The following is a 16,731-nucleotide window of genomic DNA, read 5'->3' as shown; positions in this document are numbered from 1 at the left end:
GGAGGCTGTCATGTTTGAATTTCCGTCAGTCAAAGAAATAATTGAAAGTAATTTTATCTGTCTGAACCAAGTTGATAATGAAGGCGCTTTACCAAAAGTTTATTTGGATGATTCCTTTGCTGCATTAGCTGATGCTTGCAAGCGCTATGCAGCCGTTGCCGTTGTAAATTCAGGCGGCCAAGTACTCGGCTGCATCACAAATGAACAAATCATTGATTTTTTGTATGATTCCTACAATCAATTAAAGGCTTTCTATGAGGCTGTCATCAAAACATCGGACGCTTCAGTCACAGTGATTGATGCTGATGAACGTGTCCGCACATGGACCGAAGGAGCTGAAAAAATTTTCTCTGTAAAAAAAGATGAGATTGTGGGCAAACCAATAATAGAATTCTTTGAACATCAGAATCTGCAAATCTTAGAATCCTTATACAAAGGAAAGAGAATACAAGGAAAGCATCACCAGCCAAGATCTGATCTCTTTGTCCTAATAAATTCAAACCCTGTTTACTTTAATGGACGCATTATCGGGGCAGTTGTGTCGGAAACTGATGTGACAAGCCAGGTTGTTCTTAATGAAAAATTATTTAATATGTCGACTGAGGTTCATCGTTTAGAACAGGAGATGGCGAAATACAGACCTTCAGATCCCTTCAGATACATTAAAGGGAAAAGCGCTGTGATGGAAAAGACGGTGCAAATGGCAAAAAAGGTGTGCTCTGTCCGTTCAACTGTATTGATCTTAGGAGAAAGCGGAGTCGGCAAGGAGGTCTTTGCCAAATCCATTCATGAGGCAACTGAAGGACCTGAAGCTCCATTTATTTCAATTAACTGCGGTGCTATTCCAGCCTCATTATTTGAAAGCGAATTATTTGGCTATGAACGCGGCGCCTTTTCCGGTGCGGATCATAGAGGAAAAAAGGAAAAATTGAGCTTGCTAAAGGGGGCACTCTTTTTCTGGATGAAATTGGTGAAATGCCTTTAGAAATGCAGGTCAAGATGCTTCGTGTTCTTCAAGAAAGAAAATATTACAAGGTTGGCGGTGAAAAAGAAATTGAGGCTAATTTCCGGGTAATTGCTGCAACAAATAGGGATTTAAAAGAATTAATAAAAGAAGGCCAATTCCGGGAGGATTTATATTATCGGCTAAATGTTGTCAGTTTAAAAATTCCTCCTTTAAAAGAACGCTGTGAAGATATCGTTGAACTAATTCATTACTTTTTAAATGATTTTTCACTGCGCTATCAGCGGCCGATCCATCATTTTTCACAGGAAGTTATGCAAGAGATGCTTCAATATGATTGGCCGGGCAATGTTCGGGAGCTGCGTAATGTCGTTGAACGTCTGGTTGTTTTTGCAACAGATGGAGTCATTCGAAAAGAATATTTGCCATTTCACTCAGCAATGAGCTATTCAGCTGTATCTGATACGGACCTTCAGGAAAACAACATAGAAATGAAAACGGTCATTGTGCCTCTTCAGGAGGAAATGGACCAGCACGAAAAGAAGGTACTCGAAAAAGCATTGGCATTAACCAGCGGCAACAAATTAGAATGCTCGAAAAAACTGGGAATCACCCGGGCGACCCTTTACAATCGTCTAAAACGTCTTGGCTTAAGCTAATTTGAAATACTGGCTTCAAAGTTGGTACGATTTTTGCATTATATTTTTACATGTACCTGAAGAGGAGGGATTTCCAAATGAATAACAATGAGGCACTTATGATCTGTCGTTGTGAAGAGGTTACCTATGGGCGGCTTTTCGCAACAGCAAAAGAACATCAATGTACATCCAGGGAACTGAAGCTTAGAACAAGAGCTGGAATGGGGTTTTGTGGAGGACGCACTTGCAGGGTCATGGTCGATCGGATTATTGAAAGTATCGTACCTAATACAGGAGAAGGTGAAATTCCTTTAAAATATCAGCCTCCAATTCGCCCTGTAACTTTTGGAACGGCAGGTGAAAAGAATGACTAGAATTATAGATCATCCGGTTTTAGGAAAATTAGATGATAGAAAAAAGATTCCATTCACTTTTGATGGGAAAGTATATGAAGCATTTGAAACTGAAACAATCGCGGCAGCTCTGCTGGCAAACGGTGTGAGAACACTGCGTGTTCATGAGGAAAGTGGAACACCAAGAGGGTTTTATTGCAATATCGGCCACTGTATGGAATGCCGTGTAAATGTTAATGGGCAGGCCAATATAAGAGCCTGTTTAACTGTTGTGAAGGAGAATATGGTTGTTGAAAGAGGAAAACAGCATCCTAATATTGTTAAAAGGATGGTGGAGAATCTATGATAGATGTAATCGTTATTGGAGCTGGACCAGCCGGTTTAGCTGGTGCCATAACCTGTGCTGAATACGGCTTAAAAGTTACCGTCATTGATGAATTTGTCAGGCCAGGCGGAAGATTAATCGGTCAATTGCACCAGGAACCGTCTGGAGAATGGTGGAATGGAATAAAAGAATCCACTCGTATGCATAACGAAGCACAGAAACTCTCTGTAGATATCCGCTGCGGCGTTTCTGTATATAACCTTGAAAAAGATAAGGATTGCTGGAATGTTCATACTAATATAGGAACACTGATAGCTCCTTATGTGCTGGTAGCAACTGGTGCAGCTGAGTTCCCTATTCCTGTGCCAGGCTGGACTCTTCCAGGTGTTATGTCCATCGGGGCTGCACAGGTCATGACGAATGTTCATCGTGTTGAGGTTGGCAAAAAAGGCATCATCATTGGTGCTAACATTTTAGCATTTGCGATTTTAAACGAGCTCCAAATAGCCGGAATTAATGTGGAACATATTGTACTGCCAGAAAAGAGTCCGCTTAGCCAAAAAGCGGGAGAACCTGAGGAAGTCTTGAAGTCACTTCTAAATGCGGCCCATCTTGCCCCGTCACCCATTTTGCGGCTGGGCAGTCGCTTTATGAGAAATAGAGGATTCCGCAAATTAGGGATGAAATTTTATCCTAAAAGCGGCGTTAAGGTGAATGGAACACCATTGCAGCTTAGAAAAGCAGCACTTGAAATTCTTGGAAAGGATCAGGTAGAAGGCGTACTCACTGCAGAAATAGATGTGAATGGTAACGTAATCAAAGGTACAGAAAAAATTTACGAAGCAGATTTCGTGTGTATCGCAGGCGGCTTGTATCCGTTAGCAGAGCTTACAGCAGTTGCCGGATGCCCATTCCAATACGTTCCAGAACTTGGGGGACATGTTCCGCTTCATTCTGAAAAAATGGAAACTCCGCTCGAAGGATTATTTGTTGCCGGGAATATCACCGGCATTGAAAGCGGAAAAATCGCCATGGCCCAAGGAACAACAGCAGGCATTTCGATTGCTAAACACGCTGGAAAGGGCAGCACCGACATCAACAAGAAGCTTGAACAGGCATTGAAAAATGTTCATACTGTCCGTCAAAACGCTGCCATCCAATTCAACCCTGAAATTGCAAACGGCCGGAGGAAAATCTATGAACTTTGGGAGGATCTTTATAGGAAAGAACAGGATTCTTTAAAGGAAATAGGATAAAATGTAATGATCCAATAGCAAATTTTCGTAAAATAACCGCCCTCCCTATTCGGAGGCCGGTTCGCTTTTCTTGTCATGCCGTTTATTCAGTATTTTTAATACCTCATTAAAAGGCAGTTCCTGCTCCCGCAGCAGCACCATCAAATGATAAATCAGGTCGGCTGCTTCCCATTTCAGTTCGTCCTTATCACGGTTTTTCGCAGCGATGATGACTTCTGCGGATTCTTCGCCGACCTTCTTCAGGATTTTATCCACGCCCTTTTCAAAAAGATATGTCGTGTATGCTCCTTCAGGGCGTGTCTTTTCCCGTTCTTCAATGACCTTTTCAAGTGTATAAAGGATTTCGTACTCAGATAAGCCGCCTGACCCTTCCCCGTATACTCTTTCCTCAAAGCAGCTGACTGTTCCATTGTGGCAGGCAGGACCTGCTGGTTCAACCATAACCACAATCGCATCCTGATCACAGTCAAGCTTCATTTCAACAATTTTCTGTGTGTTGCCGCTTGTTGCCCCTTTGTGCCAAAGCTCATTGCGGGAACGGCTGAAAAACCAGGTCTCACCTGTTTCCGCCGATTTTAAAAGGGATTCCCGATTCATATATGCTAACGTTAATACTTCTTTTGTTTTTGCATCCTGTACAACTGCAGGGATCAGTCCCTTTTCATCGAACTTTACACTTTCAATATTCATCGGACAACCACCCCTTTTTCCTCAATATATGACTTTACTTCTGCAACAGACGTTTCTTTATAGTGAAAAATCGATGCAGCCAATGCGGCATCCGCTTTTCCATCGATAAATGCTTCAGCAAAGTGATCAGCATTTCCGGCACCGCCTGAAGCAATTACCGGAATCGAAACCGCCTCGCTGACTGCTTTTGTCAGCTTAATATCGAAGCCTTTTTTCTCACCGTCAGAGTCCATGCTTGTGAGTAAAATTTCTCCGGCCCCGCGCTCCGCTGCTTCATGGGCCCAAGCGATGACCTCAAGGTCAGTCGGTGTCCGTCCGCCATGTGTGTACACGCGCCAGGAACCAAGGTCTTCATCGTATTTTGCATCAATCGCAACAACGATGCACTGTGATCCGAAAAAATTTGCCCCTTCTGTAATTAAATCAGGATTGTTTACGGCAGCTGTATTGAGAGAAACCTTATCAGCCCCTGCCCGCAAAATTCGTTTCATATCTTCCAGCGCGTTAATCCCGCCGCCGACTGTAAATGGAATGGCAAGCTCAGACGCAACAGCCTTTACAACCTCAACCATAGTTTTCCGACCTTCATGTGAAGCGGAGATATCGAGGAAGACCAGCTCGTCAGCTCCCTGCTCATCATAAAATCGGGCAAGCTCAACCGGATCTCCGGCATCACGCAGCTGCACGAATTGGACCCCTTTTACCACACGGCCGTCTTTTACATCCAGACAGGGAACGATGCGTTTCGTCAGCATGATTCCTTCACCTCTTTCAGAGCTTCCGCTACGGTAAAACGGCCTTCATAAATGGCCTTTCCGACAATGGCGCCAGCAACACCTTCTGAAGAATACTCCCGCAGCTTCGCCAAATCAGCCAGCTGGCTGACGCCGCCAGATGCAATGACACTTTTTCCGGTTTCCCCTGCAAGCAGACGAACAGCTTCAATATTTGGCCCCGATAACATTCCGTCTGTTGCGATATCTGTAAAAATAAAAGTTTCCGCACCTGCGTCGGCAAATCGCCTTCCTAAGTCAACTGCCCTCACTTCAGACGTTTCCAGCCAGCCATGTGTGGCCACAAAGCCATTTTTCGCATCAAGGCCGACTGCAATGGCTTTGCCGTATTTGCGGATCATTTCAATAGCAAACTCAGGATTGGAGACGGCGATGCTTCCAATTATTACGCGTGTTACGCCATTATCCAGATAATGCAGGATGTCTTCTTCCGTACGGATTCCCCGCCGATCTGGACGGAGGCGCCAAGTTCGCGGGAAGCCTGAATGACATATTGATCATTAACCCGCTTCCCATCCTTTGCCCCGTCTAGATCTACCATATGAATCCAGTCTGCTCCTTCATCAGCAAACTTTTTGGCCATATCAAACGGAGAGTCGCCATACACCGTTTCCTTATCGTAATCCCCCTGCAGCAGCCGGACGCACTTGCCGCCTCTCATATCGATTGCCGGATAGATCGTAAAACTCATTTCACAGACATCCTTTCTTCAACCAGCTCGGTAAAATTGCGTAAAAGCGCCATGCCGAGCGAACTGCTTTTTTCAGGGTGGAACTGCATGCCGAACACATTGCCCCTTCCGGCAACTGCCGGCACTTCTACATCATACATACTTCTGCTGATAACAACTTCTCTATCATCTGTATCTACAAAGTAGGAGTGGACGAAATAGACATAATCTTCATTAAGTCCTTTTAAAATTGGCGAACCCTGTAAGAATTCAAGACGGTTCCAGCCCATATGCGGAACTTTATACGTTTCGCCTTCTGCTGTTGCACCGGGAAAACGCCTCACATGGCCAGGGAGAAGCTTCAGGCCTTCCGTCATGCCATTCTCCTCACTGCTCTCAAATAAAAGCTGCATGCCAAGGCAAATGCCAAGAAGCGGCTTGCCTGTATCAGCAAACTCCTTTACCAGATCTGCCAGACCTGTAGAATTTAAGATGGTCATGGCATCTTTGAAAGAGCCGACACCCGGCAGAATTAAGGCGTCTGCTTTAAGGAGCTCGTCTTTATTTTCAGAAAGGAAATAAGGAACCTCCAACCGTTCAAGCGCTTTACTGACACTGAACAAATTCCCCATTCCGTAATCGATGATGCCGATCATTTACAACATCCCTTTCGTTGATGGAACTCCCTTAATCCTTGGATCAATCGTTGTTGCCTCATCAAGCGCACGAGCGAGTGCTTTGAAAATCGCTTCGATAATGTGGTGTGTATTCTGTCCATAGTGGACGATGACATGCAGGTTCATTCTGGCTTCAAGTGCAAGTTTCCAAAGAAACTCGTGAACAAGCTCGGTATCAAATGTACCGACTTTTTGGCTCGGGAACTCGGCACGCATCTCCAAGTGAGGGCGGTTGCTGAGGTCAACTGTAACTTGAGCCAATGCTTCGTCCATCGGAACGAAAGCATTTCCATAGCGCTTAATGCCTTTCTTATCGCCTAAAGCGTCCTTCAGTACCTGGCCTAAGCAGATGCCAATGTCCTCTGTTGTGTGGTGATCATCCACGTCTGTATCGCCATTTGCAACGATGTTCAAGTCAAATTGTCCGTGCTTGGCAAACAGGTCCAGCATATGCGTCATAAAAGGCACCCCTGTTTCCAGATCGCTTTTGCCTTCGCCGTCTATATTTAAGGATAGAGTGATATTCGTTTCATTGGTTTTACGTGAAATTTCAGCAGTTCTGGCCATGATTATTCCTCCAGCTTATTTTCTTAGTCTTGTTTCAATGGATCTGGCATGGGCTTCAAGGCCTTCCAGACGCGCAAAGGCCGCTATTTTTTCGCCATTATCCTTTAATGCTTTTTCACTGTATAAAAGAATACTTGATTTCTTTTGAAAATCCTCCACATTAAGCGGGCTTGAGAAACGGGCCGTTCCGTTTGTCGGCAGGACGTGGTTCGGGCCGGCAAAATAGTCACCGACCGGTTCAGGGCTAAACCTCCCGAGGAAGATTGCTCCGGCGTGACGAATCCGTCCGAGAAGCTCCATCGGATTCTCCGTTAAAATCTCCAGATGCTCAGGAGCCAGACTATTCACCGTTTCAATAGCTTCATCCATGTTTTCCGCCACATAGACAGCACCATAGTTTTCGATTGATTGAAAGGCAATTTGCTGCCTTGGCAGCTCAGCCAGCTGGCGGTCCACTTCTCTTGAGACCTGCGCTGCAAGCGCTGATGATGGTGTCACAAGGACTGCACTTGCCATAGGGTCGTGTTCGGCCTGTGATAAAAGATCTGAAGCCACTTCATCTGCGTGTGCCGTATCATCTGCTAAAATCGCAATCTCACTGGGGCCTGCGATCATATCAATATCAACGTCCCCGAAAACTTCACGCTTTGCAAGAGCGACAAAGATATTTCCGGGACCTGTAATTTTATCAACAGGAGCTATCGTTTCGGTTCCATATGCAAGAGCGGCAATTGCCTGGGCACCGCCTGCTTTATAGATTTCTTCTGCTCCTGCAATTTTGGCCGCAGCAAGGACCGCAGGAGGCAGCTTTCCAGTCTTTTTATCAGGAGGAGAGGTAATGACGATCCGTTTGACGCCCGCAACTTTTGCCGGGATCACATTCATAAGTACTGATGATGGATAGGCAGCCGTACCGCCTGGGACATACAGGCCGACTGAATCAAGCGGTGTGATCTTTTGGCCAAGCACTGTGCCGTTTTCTTCTGTTGTCATCCAGGAAGGACGCAGCTGCTTTTCATGAAAAGACCGGATATTCTCGGCAGCTTCTTTAATGATCTCCAGGATTTTTCCATCCACTTGACTAAAAGCTTCCTCTATTTCAGCCTGCGATACCTTGAAATCATCCAGGGATATGCCATCAAATTTTTCTGTGTAATCTTTTAATGCCTGATCTCCGTTTTGGCGGACTGATTCAATTATATCTTTTACAATCGCCCGCTGTTCTTCTGTTCCGTTATCAACAGACCGTTTAATTGAAATCTGGTCAATTACTTTTAAAATTTTCATAGACCTCTACATCCTTTATCGCAGATTAACGGGCAGTAATATCCCTACCTCATATTTTCAATCAAGACCTAATTAGAAATCAGGTAGGGATAAACTGCCCATAAAGGCCCGATTGGTTCAACTAACCATCAGTGGAAGAACACCACTGATGGAAGTTTCACTTTAAGTACGAATTTCTTCTCCAGCTATTACTTCCGTAAGACGTCCAACCAGCTCGCTTATGCGTTCATCCTTCATGCGGTAGCTGACAGGATTGACAATCAATCTTGAAGTGATGCCGACGATGGTTTCGTATTCAACGAGCCCGTTCTCTTTTAACGTTCGGCCGGTTGATACGATGTCCACGATCCGGTCTGCCAGCCCGATCATAGGCGCAAGCTCTATGGAACCGTTCAATTTAATGATCTCCACCTGCTCCCCCTGCTCACGGAAATACGCTGCCGCAATCTGCGGATACTTCGTTGCAATTTTAGGAGCAACATCGTTCAGCCTGGTATTTGGCAGTCCTGCGACCGCGAGATAGCAGGCGCTGATCTTTAAATCAAGAAGCTCGTAAACATCCCGCTCTTCTTCAAGCATTACATCCTTCCCCGCAATCCCAAGGTCTGCCACACCATGCTCTACATAAGTTGGCACATCCATCGGCTTTGCAAGGATAAAGCGAAAATTCTCTTCAGGTACATCTATAATCAATTTACGTGAATCATCAAATTCCGGAGGCAATTGAAAGCCTGCCTGGCGGAGCAATTCAGCCGCTTCTTCAAAAATGCGGCCCTTTGGCATCGCAATCGTTAAAACATCACTCATTTTATGCTCTCCTTTCCAGCTTTTCCGACTAAAAAGGTAATATCCTCATATTGGCTGGTGCAGGCATCGATGTCCTTGACACCGCTAATATCCTGCAGAACCACTTTCTTTCCGGCAGAACGTTCCTTCTTCGCAAAATCGAATGCCTCTTTGCGGCGTTCCGGACTGTATAGAACGCAGTACACAGGTTCAGCCGCAATGCTGTCTTCCAGAGCCTCAAGCAGGCGGTCCATTCTGATGGCAAAGCCGGTTGCTCCCGTATCTTTTCCGAACTTTTGGAGCAGCAGATCATAGCGGCCGCCATTTCCGATCGGGAAACCAACATTTTCCGCATATACCTCAAAAAGAATGCCCGTGTAGTAGCTCATATGGCTGACGAGCGTTAAATCAAATTTAACTGTCCCTTCCTGGCCGTAGTCCTGCATAATGCCCCAAAGCTGTTCGAGCTCGGCTAATGCTTTTTTCCTGTGCCGTTTTCCAGAAGGCCATAAGCAATCTCAATGACTTCTTCCCCGCCTCTTAATTTAAGGAAATCGAGAAGCCTTTGTTTATCAATGGATGAAAGAGCCAGGCTCTTAACATGTTCTCTGTACCCGACATAATTTTTCTCATATAAAAATCTTGTCAGGTTTTCCACTCTTTCTTCCGTTCCTAAAATCTGCTGGAAGAAGTCCCGGACAAAACCGATGTGGCCGGCGGAAAGCTGGAAGTTCTGAAGACCAGCTTCTTTTAAAGCAGAGATCATCATCGCCATCCCTTCGCCATCCGCACTGATCGTATGGTCGCCAATGCATTCAACACCGATCTGCTCAAACTCAGCTGGCCTGCCGCCCTCCCGCTGCTGGGCGCGGTATACATTGGCAGAATATGCAAGCCTTATAGGCAGCTCGTCTTTTAAAAGACGGGATGCTGCCACCCTTGCGATCGGCGCTGTCATATCCGGCCGCAGCACAAGGGTATGGCCCTGCTGATCAAGCAGCTTGAACAGCTGCTGATCAAGTATTGCTGATGCCGCTCCAACTGTTTCGTAATATTCGAGTGCAGGCGTTTCGATAAACTGATAGCCCCACCGTTTCATTTCCTCCTGGATGGATGACCGGACTGCTGCCTTTCTTTCATATAAATCTGGTAATGTATCTCTCATGCCTAACGGCTTTTCAAACATAAATAATCGGCTCAAAAGTATTCACCTCTATGACTTAAAAATTCCGAATCCTTTAGTTCGCTAATATGGTAGCAAATTGAAGTTATATGTAGTTTAACGCGCAAATTCTATGCCGTCAACCAAAAGAATCAGAAAAATAAAAAAGACTCCCTTTTTTAAAAACGAGCTTTCATATAGTTTGTACTTTTTTGGAAAGGTTATTTGAGTTAAAGACTTGCATCTAAATATATCGAGCATCTTTTGGAATCTATCCAACATCTCACAATAATAAAAAAACCGCCAGCCTAAGCTAACGGAGTTTGGTCTTTATTAATGCCATATATCGGATCATCCGCCCAGCGTGCGGCAAGTTCTTCCTTTGTATAGATGACACGCATCGGGTTGCCGCCAACAAAAGCGCCAGACGGGACATCTTTATGAACAAGCGTTCCAGCTGAAACAATCGCACCATCTCCGATCGTGACGCCGGGAAGAATGGTTGAATTGGCGCCAATCATGACTTCGCTGCCAATTTCAACCCTCCCGAGGCGATATTCCTTAATCAAATATTCATGGGCGAGGATCGTAGTGTTATATCCAATGACCGTGTTGCGGCCGACACATATTTTTTCCGGGAACATGACGTCCAGCATAACCATGAGTGCGAATGATGTCTGATCCCCCACCTTCATTCTCAGGAAATTACGATAGAGCCAATTTTTCATACCCAGAAATGGCGTGTAGCGCGCAAGCTGGATCACAATAAAGTTTTTGACCACCTTCAAGAACGGAACCGTTTTATACACATGCCAGAGAGAATTGCCTCCCTCTACCGGAAAACGCTCCGTTTTTCTCATTGGTTTTCTGCCTCAAGAATATCGAGCAGGTCAGCCATATTGTCCAGCATATAATCCGGTTCAAAGCGCGCGAGGAAATCACGGCCTTTCGCTGTCCAGGCAACACCAGCCGTTTTTGTGCCGGCGTTTTTTCCTCCATCGATATCGTGCGAATTATCGCCGACCATAATAGCTTCTTCCGGCTTCGCATCCAGCAGGCTTAATGCCTTCAAGATTGGCTCCGGATCGGGCTTTGGCTTATCCACGTGGTCGAGCGTAACAACCACGTCGAAAAACTGGTCAAGATTTGTCAGCTTTAAGCCCTTTTCAACTACATTGGAAACTTTTGTCGTAACAATGCCCAGTTTATATCCCGATTCTTTTAAAGTCCGAACCGTTTCAAATACGCCAGCAAATTCTTTCACAAGCACGTCGTGGTTCTTAATATTGTACTCCCTGTAAACCGAGATCATCTCCTCCACTTTTTCCGGGTTGATGGACTCGAATGTTTCATGCAGGGTCGGCCCCATGAATGGGAGAACATCTTCCCGCTGATAGCGGTCTGGATAATATTTTCCCAGCGTATGCAAAAATGAGGAAATAATCAATTCGTTTGTGTCGATCAATGTTCCATCTAAGTCAAATAATAGTGTGTTAATGCTCATATGTTGCTTCCTTTCTTTTGCCAGATCAGCACGCTTCCAGATCGCTGCCACTGCCAATGTCAGGATAATTGCCACACCCAGGCGAATCAGCAGAAGCGGTAATACCGGAATGCCAAGCGGCACAAAAATCAAAGTATCTTCAACGACTGCGTGGCAGGCAACGAGGAAAATAAATGCGATCGTTACATCTCGTTTACTGACGCCATCTTCCTCTACTGCCTGAATCATGACGCCCGCCCCATAGGCAAGGCCAATCAGCAAGCCGGCTGCAAGAGTTGTAGACGTATTTTCTTTCATTCCAAGTGCCCTGGTCACAGGCGCCATCCATTTTGAAAAAACAGCAAGCCATTGCTTATCTTTTAAGATTTGAATAATAATCATCAGTGGAATGACGATGATGGCAAGCTGGAGAATACCGAGCAATGCAGTCTGCAGTGCATCCAGCAGGATGGGCAATGCACCGGATACCAGCTCTTCTTTTGCCGGAATAAATCCGTACTTAGCAGTTTCGGATCCTCCCTGCCAAACAAGGTTGATCACAATCGCGCTTAAAAGCGCCAGTCCGATGCGTACTGCCAGAACGACCCAAAGCTTAACGCCGACCTTCAATGCCACTCCGGTTTCAATCAGCATATTATGTGAAAAAGACAGCATGACGGCAATAATAAATACTTCTTTAACCGAGAGATCGAGCGTTAAAATGGCTCCAATCCCCGCATACAAATTTAAGAAGTTCCCCAATACAAGCGGTATGGCTGCATCTCCTGACAGCCCAATCAGATTCATAAGGGGCGTGATCAGCTTGATTACCCATGGAAGCACTGGCGTATGCTGAAGCAGTGCCACAATCAGCGTGACCGGGAAAATGACTTTCCCGAGTGTCCATGTTGTCTTTAAGCCGGCCATCAGCCCCCGTTTGCAAGATTCAACCAGCATCTCTACTCTCCCCTGTCCGTTATTTCCCCTCGGCTTTATCCAAATAACGAGCTTTGGCAAGACCCTCTGCTCTTCTATAAAAAATCAGGACTAGCGCACCAATAATAAGAACGATAGATATCGTCTGAGCAATCCTTAAATTCTCAGTAAGCATCAGGCTGTCGGTCCGCAGGCCTTCTACAAAGAAACGGCCGATCGAATACCAGATTACATACGAGAGGAAAAGTTCCCCGCGCCTTAAGTTTGCTCTTCTTAATAATATAAGAATGATAAACCCAATGATATTCCAGATTGATTCATATAAAAACGTCGGATGATAATAGGCACCGTTAATATACATCTGGTCAACGATAAATTCAGGCAAATACATATTTTCCAGGAATGCCCGGCTGACTTCCCTGCCATGAGCCTCCTGGTTCATGAAGTTGCCCCAGCGCCCGATTGCCTGCCCTAAGATGATGCTTGGCGCTGCAATATCAGCCAGCTTCCAGAACGATATCTTCCTTTTCTTTGCAAAAACATAAGCTGTGATGACAGAACCAATCAAAGCTCCATGAATGGCAATTCCGCCATTCCAAATTTTAATGATTTCACCCGGATTCTGCGAGTAAAAATCCCATTGAAAAATAACGTAATAGATTCTTGCAGAAATAATCGCAATGGGAATGGCCCACAGCATCAAATCGGCAAAAATATCTTTAGGGAGTCCCCTTCTCTCCCCTTCTCTCATCGCGATAATGAGTGCAAGTGCAATGCCAACACCGATAATCAGGCCGTACCAGTGGACCTGAATTGGCCCAAGGGATATGGCAATCGGATCTAACGGCTGAATATTTTTTTCCATGATCACTTCTCCTTCTCATCGAAAAGCGCAAGGCGCCCGCTCATCGGCGGCAAGCATAAGACAAGCCGGCATGAAGGCTGTTTTTTAACCTTTGTGACGGATTGGCTTAGACCTGAGAGCCGATGGCGCCTGGAGCTAGACAGTTATCTAAGTTCAAAGATATAAATTCTATTATTGCAAGAAAAGCGCATGCACCTCTGGGGTGGTTTTTGCCACACGCGCTATAGATCCTAAGCTAGTCAGGCTTATCAGCTTTCAATCAAACGTTTGATTGAAAGTGTTTTGCCCTCTTTAACGATCATCATGGTCTCCGTCCTCAATCACATCCGACAGGCGGTTCGTGAACTGTTCCGCTGCATTCATCCCCATTCTTTTTAATCGGAAATTCATGGCAGCCACTTCAATGATGACAGCCAGGTTTCGTCCGGGTCTTACCGGAATGGTCAGCTTTGTAACTTCTGTATCGATGATTTTCATCTTTTCTTCATCAAGGCCAAGACGGTCGTACTGCTTTTTCGGATCCCACAGCTCCAAATTCATGACCACAGAGATTTTCTTATAGCTGCGGACTGCTCCAGCACCAAACAGGGTCATGACATTGATAATGCCGAGGCCGCGGATTTCAAGCAGATGTTCAATCAATTCCGGTGAGTTTCCGACCAGGTAATCTTCATCTTCCTGCCTGATCTCCACGCAGTCATCCGCAACAAGGCGGTGTCCCCGCTTAACTAGCTCAAGCGCCGTCTCACTCTTACCAACTCCGCTTTTTCCAGTTATCAGTACCCCTACCCCATAAATATCGACAAGGACGCCATGTACAGCTGTGGTTGGAGCAAGCTTGCTTTCCAGAAAATTGGTCAGCAAACTGGAAAAACGAGTCGTTTTCTGTTTGGAGCGGAGCAGCGGAACCGATTCTCTCTCTGCCGCTTCAATCAGTTCGTCAGGTATATCCAGTCCTCTCGTGACGATTATGCCGGGTGTAATATCTGTACAGAGCCGTTCAAGCCGGATCTCCCGCTCGGAATTATTTAACTTTTCAACAAAAGACAGCTCGGTTTTCCCGACCAATTGAATACGTTCAGCCGGATAGTAATCAAAATAACCAGCCATCTCCAGGCCCGGACGGGAAATATCACTCGTCGTAATCGGCCGGTTAATGCCTTCCTCTCCGGCAATCAATTCGAGCCCAAATTTTTCTATAATATCTTTTGTGCGCACTTTTACCAAAATAGGTTCCTCCTTTAATGCTGGCACTTCTGGATGATCTCTTTATATGTAACTTATAATTTCTAAAAAATTCACTCTGAAGTTTCACTCTATTTTAGCACTTTTTAACGCAGAACCAAATTTCTGAAAACGATTTTTACAAAATTAACACTAGGCCCATATGCTTAATCCTTCTCGACAGGGACAATTTTCAGGGATATTCTGCGTATAAATATGATGATATGCTTTTTGTAAAAATATTCAGATGGTATAGACAACTATACTAAACCTTGGTAATATGATTATGTAAGCGAATTCATTTACATTTTTTAGCTTTTATTACGTTCATTCATTTTTAAAAAAAGAGGGGGAAAAACTCATGCGTAAAGAAGAACGCTTGGCGAAAGAGATTACGGAGCAGTTGGGCGGCACCGGCAATATCGCGGAACTGGCCTCCTGCATGACCCGCCTTCGCGTGAAGCCGGTCGATGAAAGCAAAGTCAACCTGAATGGCATCAAGGATATTGATGGCGTTATGGGTGTGGTGGAAGCAGAAACACTCCAAATCATCCTCGGACCCGGGATCGTCACCAAGGTAGCTGACGAAGTTTCCAGGATGACAGGCAAAAATGTTTCATCCATTGATGATGATGAAGAGATTGACACTTCATTGGAAGGACTGGCAGCCCGGACGAAAGCCGGACTCAATGAGAAAAACGCTACTCCTTTCAAGTTATTTTTAAGAAAAATTGCAAGTATCTTTATCCCGCTGATTCCAGCTATCGTTGCTTCCGGTTTGATTGCAGGGATCAATAATGTAATCATCAAATCAGGCGGAGACCCGGAATCCACGCTCGTTCAAATGCTTGATTTGATTGGCTGGGGTTTATTCGGTTACCTGGGCGTGTTTGTAGGTATTAACACAGCGAAGGAGTTTGGAGGGTCTCCTGCTCTAGGCGGTGCAGCCGGTATTCTATTAATCAATCCCGGCCTTGCCAATATAACTCTTTTCGGTGAAGCATTGGTGCCAGGCCGGGGCGGCTTGATTGGAGTCATGCTCGCTGCTGCGCTTGTGGCCTTTTTGGAAAAAAGAATCCGCAAAGTCGTTCCATCAGCAATTGATATTATTGTAACACCGACACTGGCATTATTAATTACAGGCTTTGCGACATTCTTTGTCCTGCAGCCTGTTGGCGGATTCCTGTCTGACATTATCACAAAAGGTCTCCTTGGCGTTCTGGATGTTGGCGGCATCCTGGCTGGCTTAGTACTTGCCGGAACCTTCCTTCCGCTTGTTGTAACTGGGCTGCATCAAGGTTTAACTCCAGTTCATATGGAATTAATTAACTCAATCGGTGACGATCCGCTCCTGCCGATTCTTGCAATGGGAGGCGCCGGCCAAGTAGGTGCGGCATTCGCCATCTACTTCAAAACAAAAAATGCCCGTCTGAAGAAAGTGATTAAAGGCGGACTTCCGGTTGGAATGCTCGGTATTGGTGAGCCGCTTATTTTCGGGGTGACACTGCCGCTGGGACGTCCTTTCTTAACAGCATGTCTAGGAGCTGCTGTGGGCGGTGCTTTCCAGGCGTTCTTCAAGATTGCTACAGTAGCCATCGGGGTTTCCGGCATACCGCTTGCCTTCCTCGTTCACACAAATCAAATCGTACTGTATCTGATCGGCCTTTTAATTGCCTATGCGTTTGGCTTCCTGTTCACATGGATGTTCGGATTCAAAGAGGAAATGGCTAAAAACATATAGAAAAGCGGAAGCGCTTTGTCCACAGAGGAACGCAGACTAACCAACGCCACGTCCTGTGGCAACGTCTGCATGCCCCCTCCTCCCAAAAGCTGTCGCTTTCGGTCGTGCGATGTTTATGCTGACGAGGCCTTCCTTGTCCTGGGGGCCTCAAGCACAAGACGAGCCTCACGGAAAGGCGCTCTTTGCCTTTTTGGGAGGATTGCCAGAAATGTGGAGGTGACAGCCCAGGGACGACAGGCATAAGACGGTTTCTGTAAGTAGGCGTTCTTCCTTCTGAAAGGAAACGGCTTATGACCCGAGTCCATAGGAGCCC

13 protein-coding genes and 6 pseudogenes are annotated in these 16,731 nt (G+C 45.7%); 6 read left to right on the top strand and 13 right to left on the bottom strand.

The features are described from left to right. Window positions 1–10: 10 nt before the first annotated feature. The 5 genes and pseudogenes from M5V91_RS25290 to M5V91_RS25275 form a co-directional block, all read left to right on the top strand. Window positions 11–1,405 (top strand): annotated as a pseudogene (locus tag M5V91_RS25290) (sigma 54-interacting transcriptional regulator); the annotation flags it as partial. Between the two features lie 62 nt (window positions 1,406–1,467). Beyond that, window positions 1,468–1,623: pseudogene (locus M5V91_RS31025) on the top strand (helix-turn-helix domain-containing protein); the annotation flags it as partial. A 77-nt stretch (window positions 1,624–1,700) separates the two neighbouring features. Then, entirely contained in the window at window positions 1,701–1,976 is a 276-nt protein-coding gene (locus M5V91_RS25285) for a (2Fe-2S)-binding protein (protein ID WP_071156423.1), read from the top strand. After that, window positions 1,969–2,301 (top strand): (2Fe-2S)-binding protein, encoded by a 333-nt coding sequence (locus M5V91_RS25280; RefSeq protein WP_217033779.1) that lies wholly within the window; start codon window positions 1,969–1,971, stop codon window positions 2,299–2,301. The genes M5V91_RS25285 and M5V91_RS25280 overlap by 8 nt, the downstream gene beginning before the upstream one ends. Then, on the top strand, window positions 2,298–3,536 hold the full coding sequence (locus tag M5V91_RS25275; RefSeq protein ID WP_217026091.1) for an NAD(P)/FAD-dependent oxidoreductase: 1,239 nt from the start codon (window positions 2,298–2,300) through the stop codon (window positions 3,534–3,536). Before M5V91_RS25280 ends, M5V91_RS25275 begins: the two co-directional genes overlap by 4 nt. Window positions 3,537–3,581: 45 nt before the next feature. On the opposite strand, the gene hisIE is transcribed toward M5V91_RS25275, so the two are convergent. From hisIE to hprK, 13 genes and pseudogenes are all read right to left on the bottom strand, one after another. Next, entirely contained in the window at window positions 3,582–4,226 is a 645-nt protein-coding gene (hisIE, locus tag M5V91_RS25270) for a bifunctional phosphoribosyl-AMP cyclohydrolase/phosphoribosyl-ATP diphosphatase HisIE (protein ID WP_019383313.1), read from the bottom strand. Beyond that, window positions 4,223–4,981, bottom strand: a complete 759-nt coding sequence (gene hisF / locus M5V91_RS25265) for an imidazole glycerol phosphate synthase subunit HisF (RefSeq protein ID WP_009331840.1) — start codon at window positions 4,979–4,981, stop codon at window positions 4,223–4,225. The genes hisIE and hisF overlap by 4 nt, the downstream gene beginning before the upstream one ends. Beyond that, window positions 4,975–5,711, bottom strand: a pseudogene (hisA, locus tag M5V91_RS25260) (1-(5-phosphoribosyl)-5-[(5-phosphoribosylamino)methylideneamino]imidazole-4-carboxamide isomerase). Before hisA ends, hisF begins: the two are co-directional and overlap by 7 nt. After that, window positions 5,708–6,346 carry an imidazole glycerol phosphate synthase subunit HisH gene (gene hisH / locus M5V91_RS25255; RefSeq protein WP_009331842.1) on the bottom strand — a complete coding sequence of 213 codons (639 nt, stop codon included), beginning with the start codon at window positions 6,344–6,346 and terminating at the stop codon, window positions 5,708–5,710. Before hisH ends, hisA begins: the two are co-directional and overlap by 4 nt. Further along, window positions 6,347–6,934, bottom strand: a complete 588-nt coding sequence (gene hisB, locus M5V91_RS25250; protein WP_009331843.1) for an imidazoleglycerol-phosphate dehydratase HisB — start codon at window positions 6,932–6,934, stop codon at window positions 6,347–6,349. It lies immediately after the preceding gene. A 15-nt stretch (window positions 6,935–6,949) separates the two neighbouring features. Next, a complete protein-coding gene (hisD, locus tag M5V91_RS25245) occupies window positions 6,950–8,221 on the bottom strand; it encodes a histidinol dehydrogenase (protein ID WP_251175541.1) in 1,272 nt (423 codons plus the stop codon). Between the two features lie 162 nt (window positions 8,222–8,383). Next, on the bottom strand, window positions 8,384–9,028 hold the full coding sequence (gene hisG / locus M5V91_RS25240; RefSeq protein WP_251175540.1) for an ATP phosphoribosyltransferase: 645 nt from the start codon (window positions 9,026–9,028) through the stop codon (window positions 8,384–8,386). Further along, window positions 9,025–10,208 (bottom strand): annotated as a pseudogene (locus tag M5V91_RS25235) (ATP phosphoribosyltransferase regulatory subunit). The gene hisG and the pseudogene M5V91_RS25235 overlap by 4 nt, the downstream one beginning before the upstream one ends. A gap of 269 nt (window positions 10,209–10,477) precedes the next feature. Further along, window positions 10,478–11,029: an acyltransferase gene (locus M5V91_RS25230; protein WP_251175538.1), complete on the bottom strand. Its 552-nt coding sequence runs from the start codon at window positions 11,027–11,029 to the stop codon at window positions 10,478–10,480. After that, window positions 11,026–11,613: pseudogene (gene ppaX / locus M5V91_RS25225) on the bottom strand (pyrophosphatase PpaX); the annotation flags it as partial. The pseudogene ppaX and the gene M5V91_RS25230, both read right to left, overlap by 4 nt. A 49-nt stretch (window positions 11,614–11,662) precedes the next feature. Further along, window positions 11,663–12,609, bottom strand: a pseudogene (locus tag M5V91_RS25220) (nucleoside recognition domain-containing protein). A 19-nt stretch (window positions 12,610–12,628) separates the two neighbouring features. Continuing rightward, window positions 12,629–13,453 carry a prolipoprotein diacylglyceryl transferase gene (gene lgt / locus M5V91_RS25215; protein ID WP_009331850.1) on the bottom strand — a complete coding sequence of 275 codons (825 nt, stop codon included), beginning with the start codon at window positions 13,451–13,453 and terminating at the stop codon, window positions 12,629–12,631. Window positions 13,454–13,744: 291 nt separating this feature from the next. After that, window positions 13,745–14,680 (bottom strand): HPr(Ser) kinase/phosphatase, encoded by a 936-nt coding sequence (hprK, locus tag M5V91_RS25210; RefSeq protein ID WP_009331851.1) that lies wholly within the window; start codon window positions 14,678–14,680, stop codon window positions 13,745–13,747. Between the two features lie 358 nt (window positions 14,681–15,038). Here hprK and M5V91_RS25205 point away from each other — a divergent pair, with 358 nt between their 5' ends. Then, entirely contained in the window at window positions 15,039–16,418 is a 1,380-nt protein-coding gene (locus tag M5V91_RS25205; protein ID WP_251175536.1) for a PTS transporter subunit EIIC, read from the top strand. Window positions 16,419–16,731 lie beyond the last annotated feature (313 nt).

Source organism: Cytobacillus pseudoceanisediminis, from assembly GCF_023516215.1.
Classification (GTDB): Bacteria; Bacillota; Bacilli; order Bacillales; family Cytobacillaceae; genus Cytobacillus; species Cytobacillus pseudoceanisediminis.
Note: the sequence above shows the minus strand (reverse complement) of the source record. Positions and strands in the feature narration are given on the sequence as shown.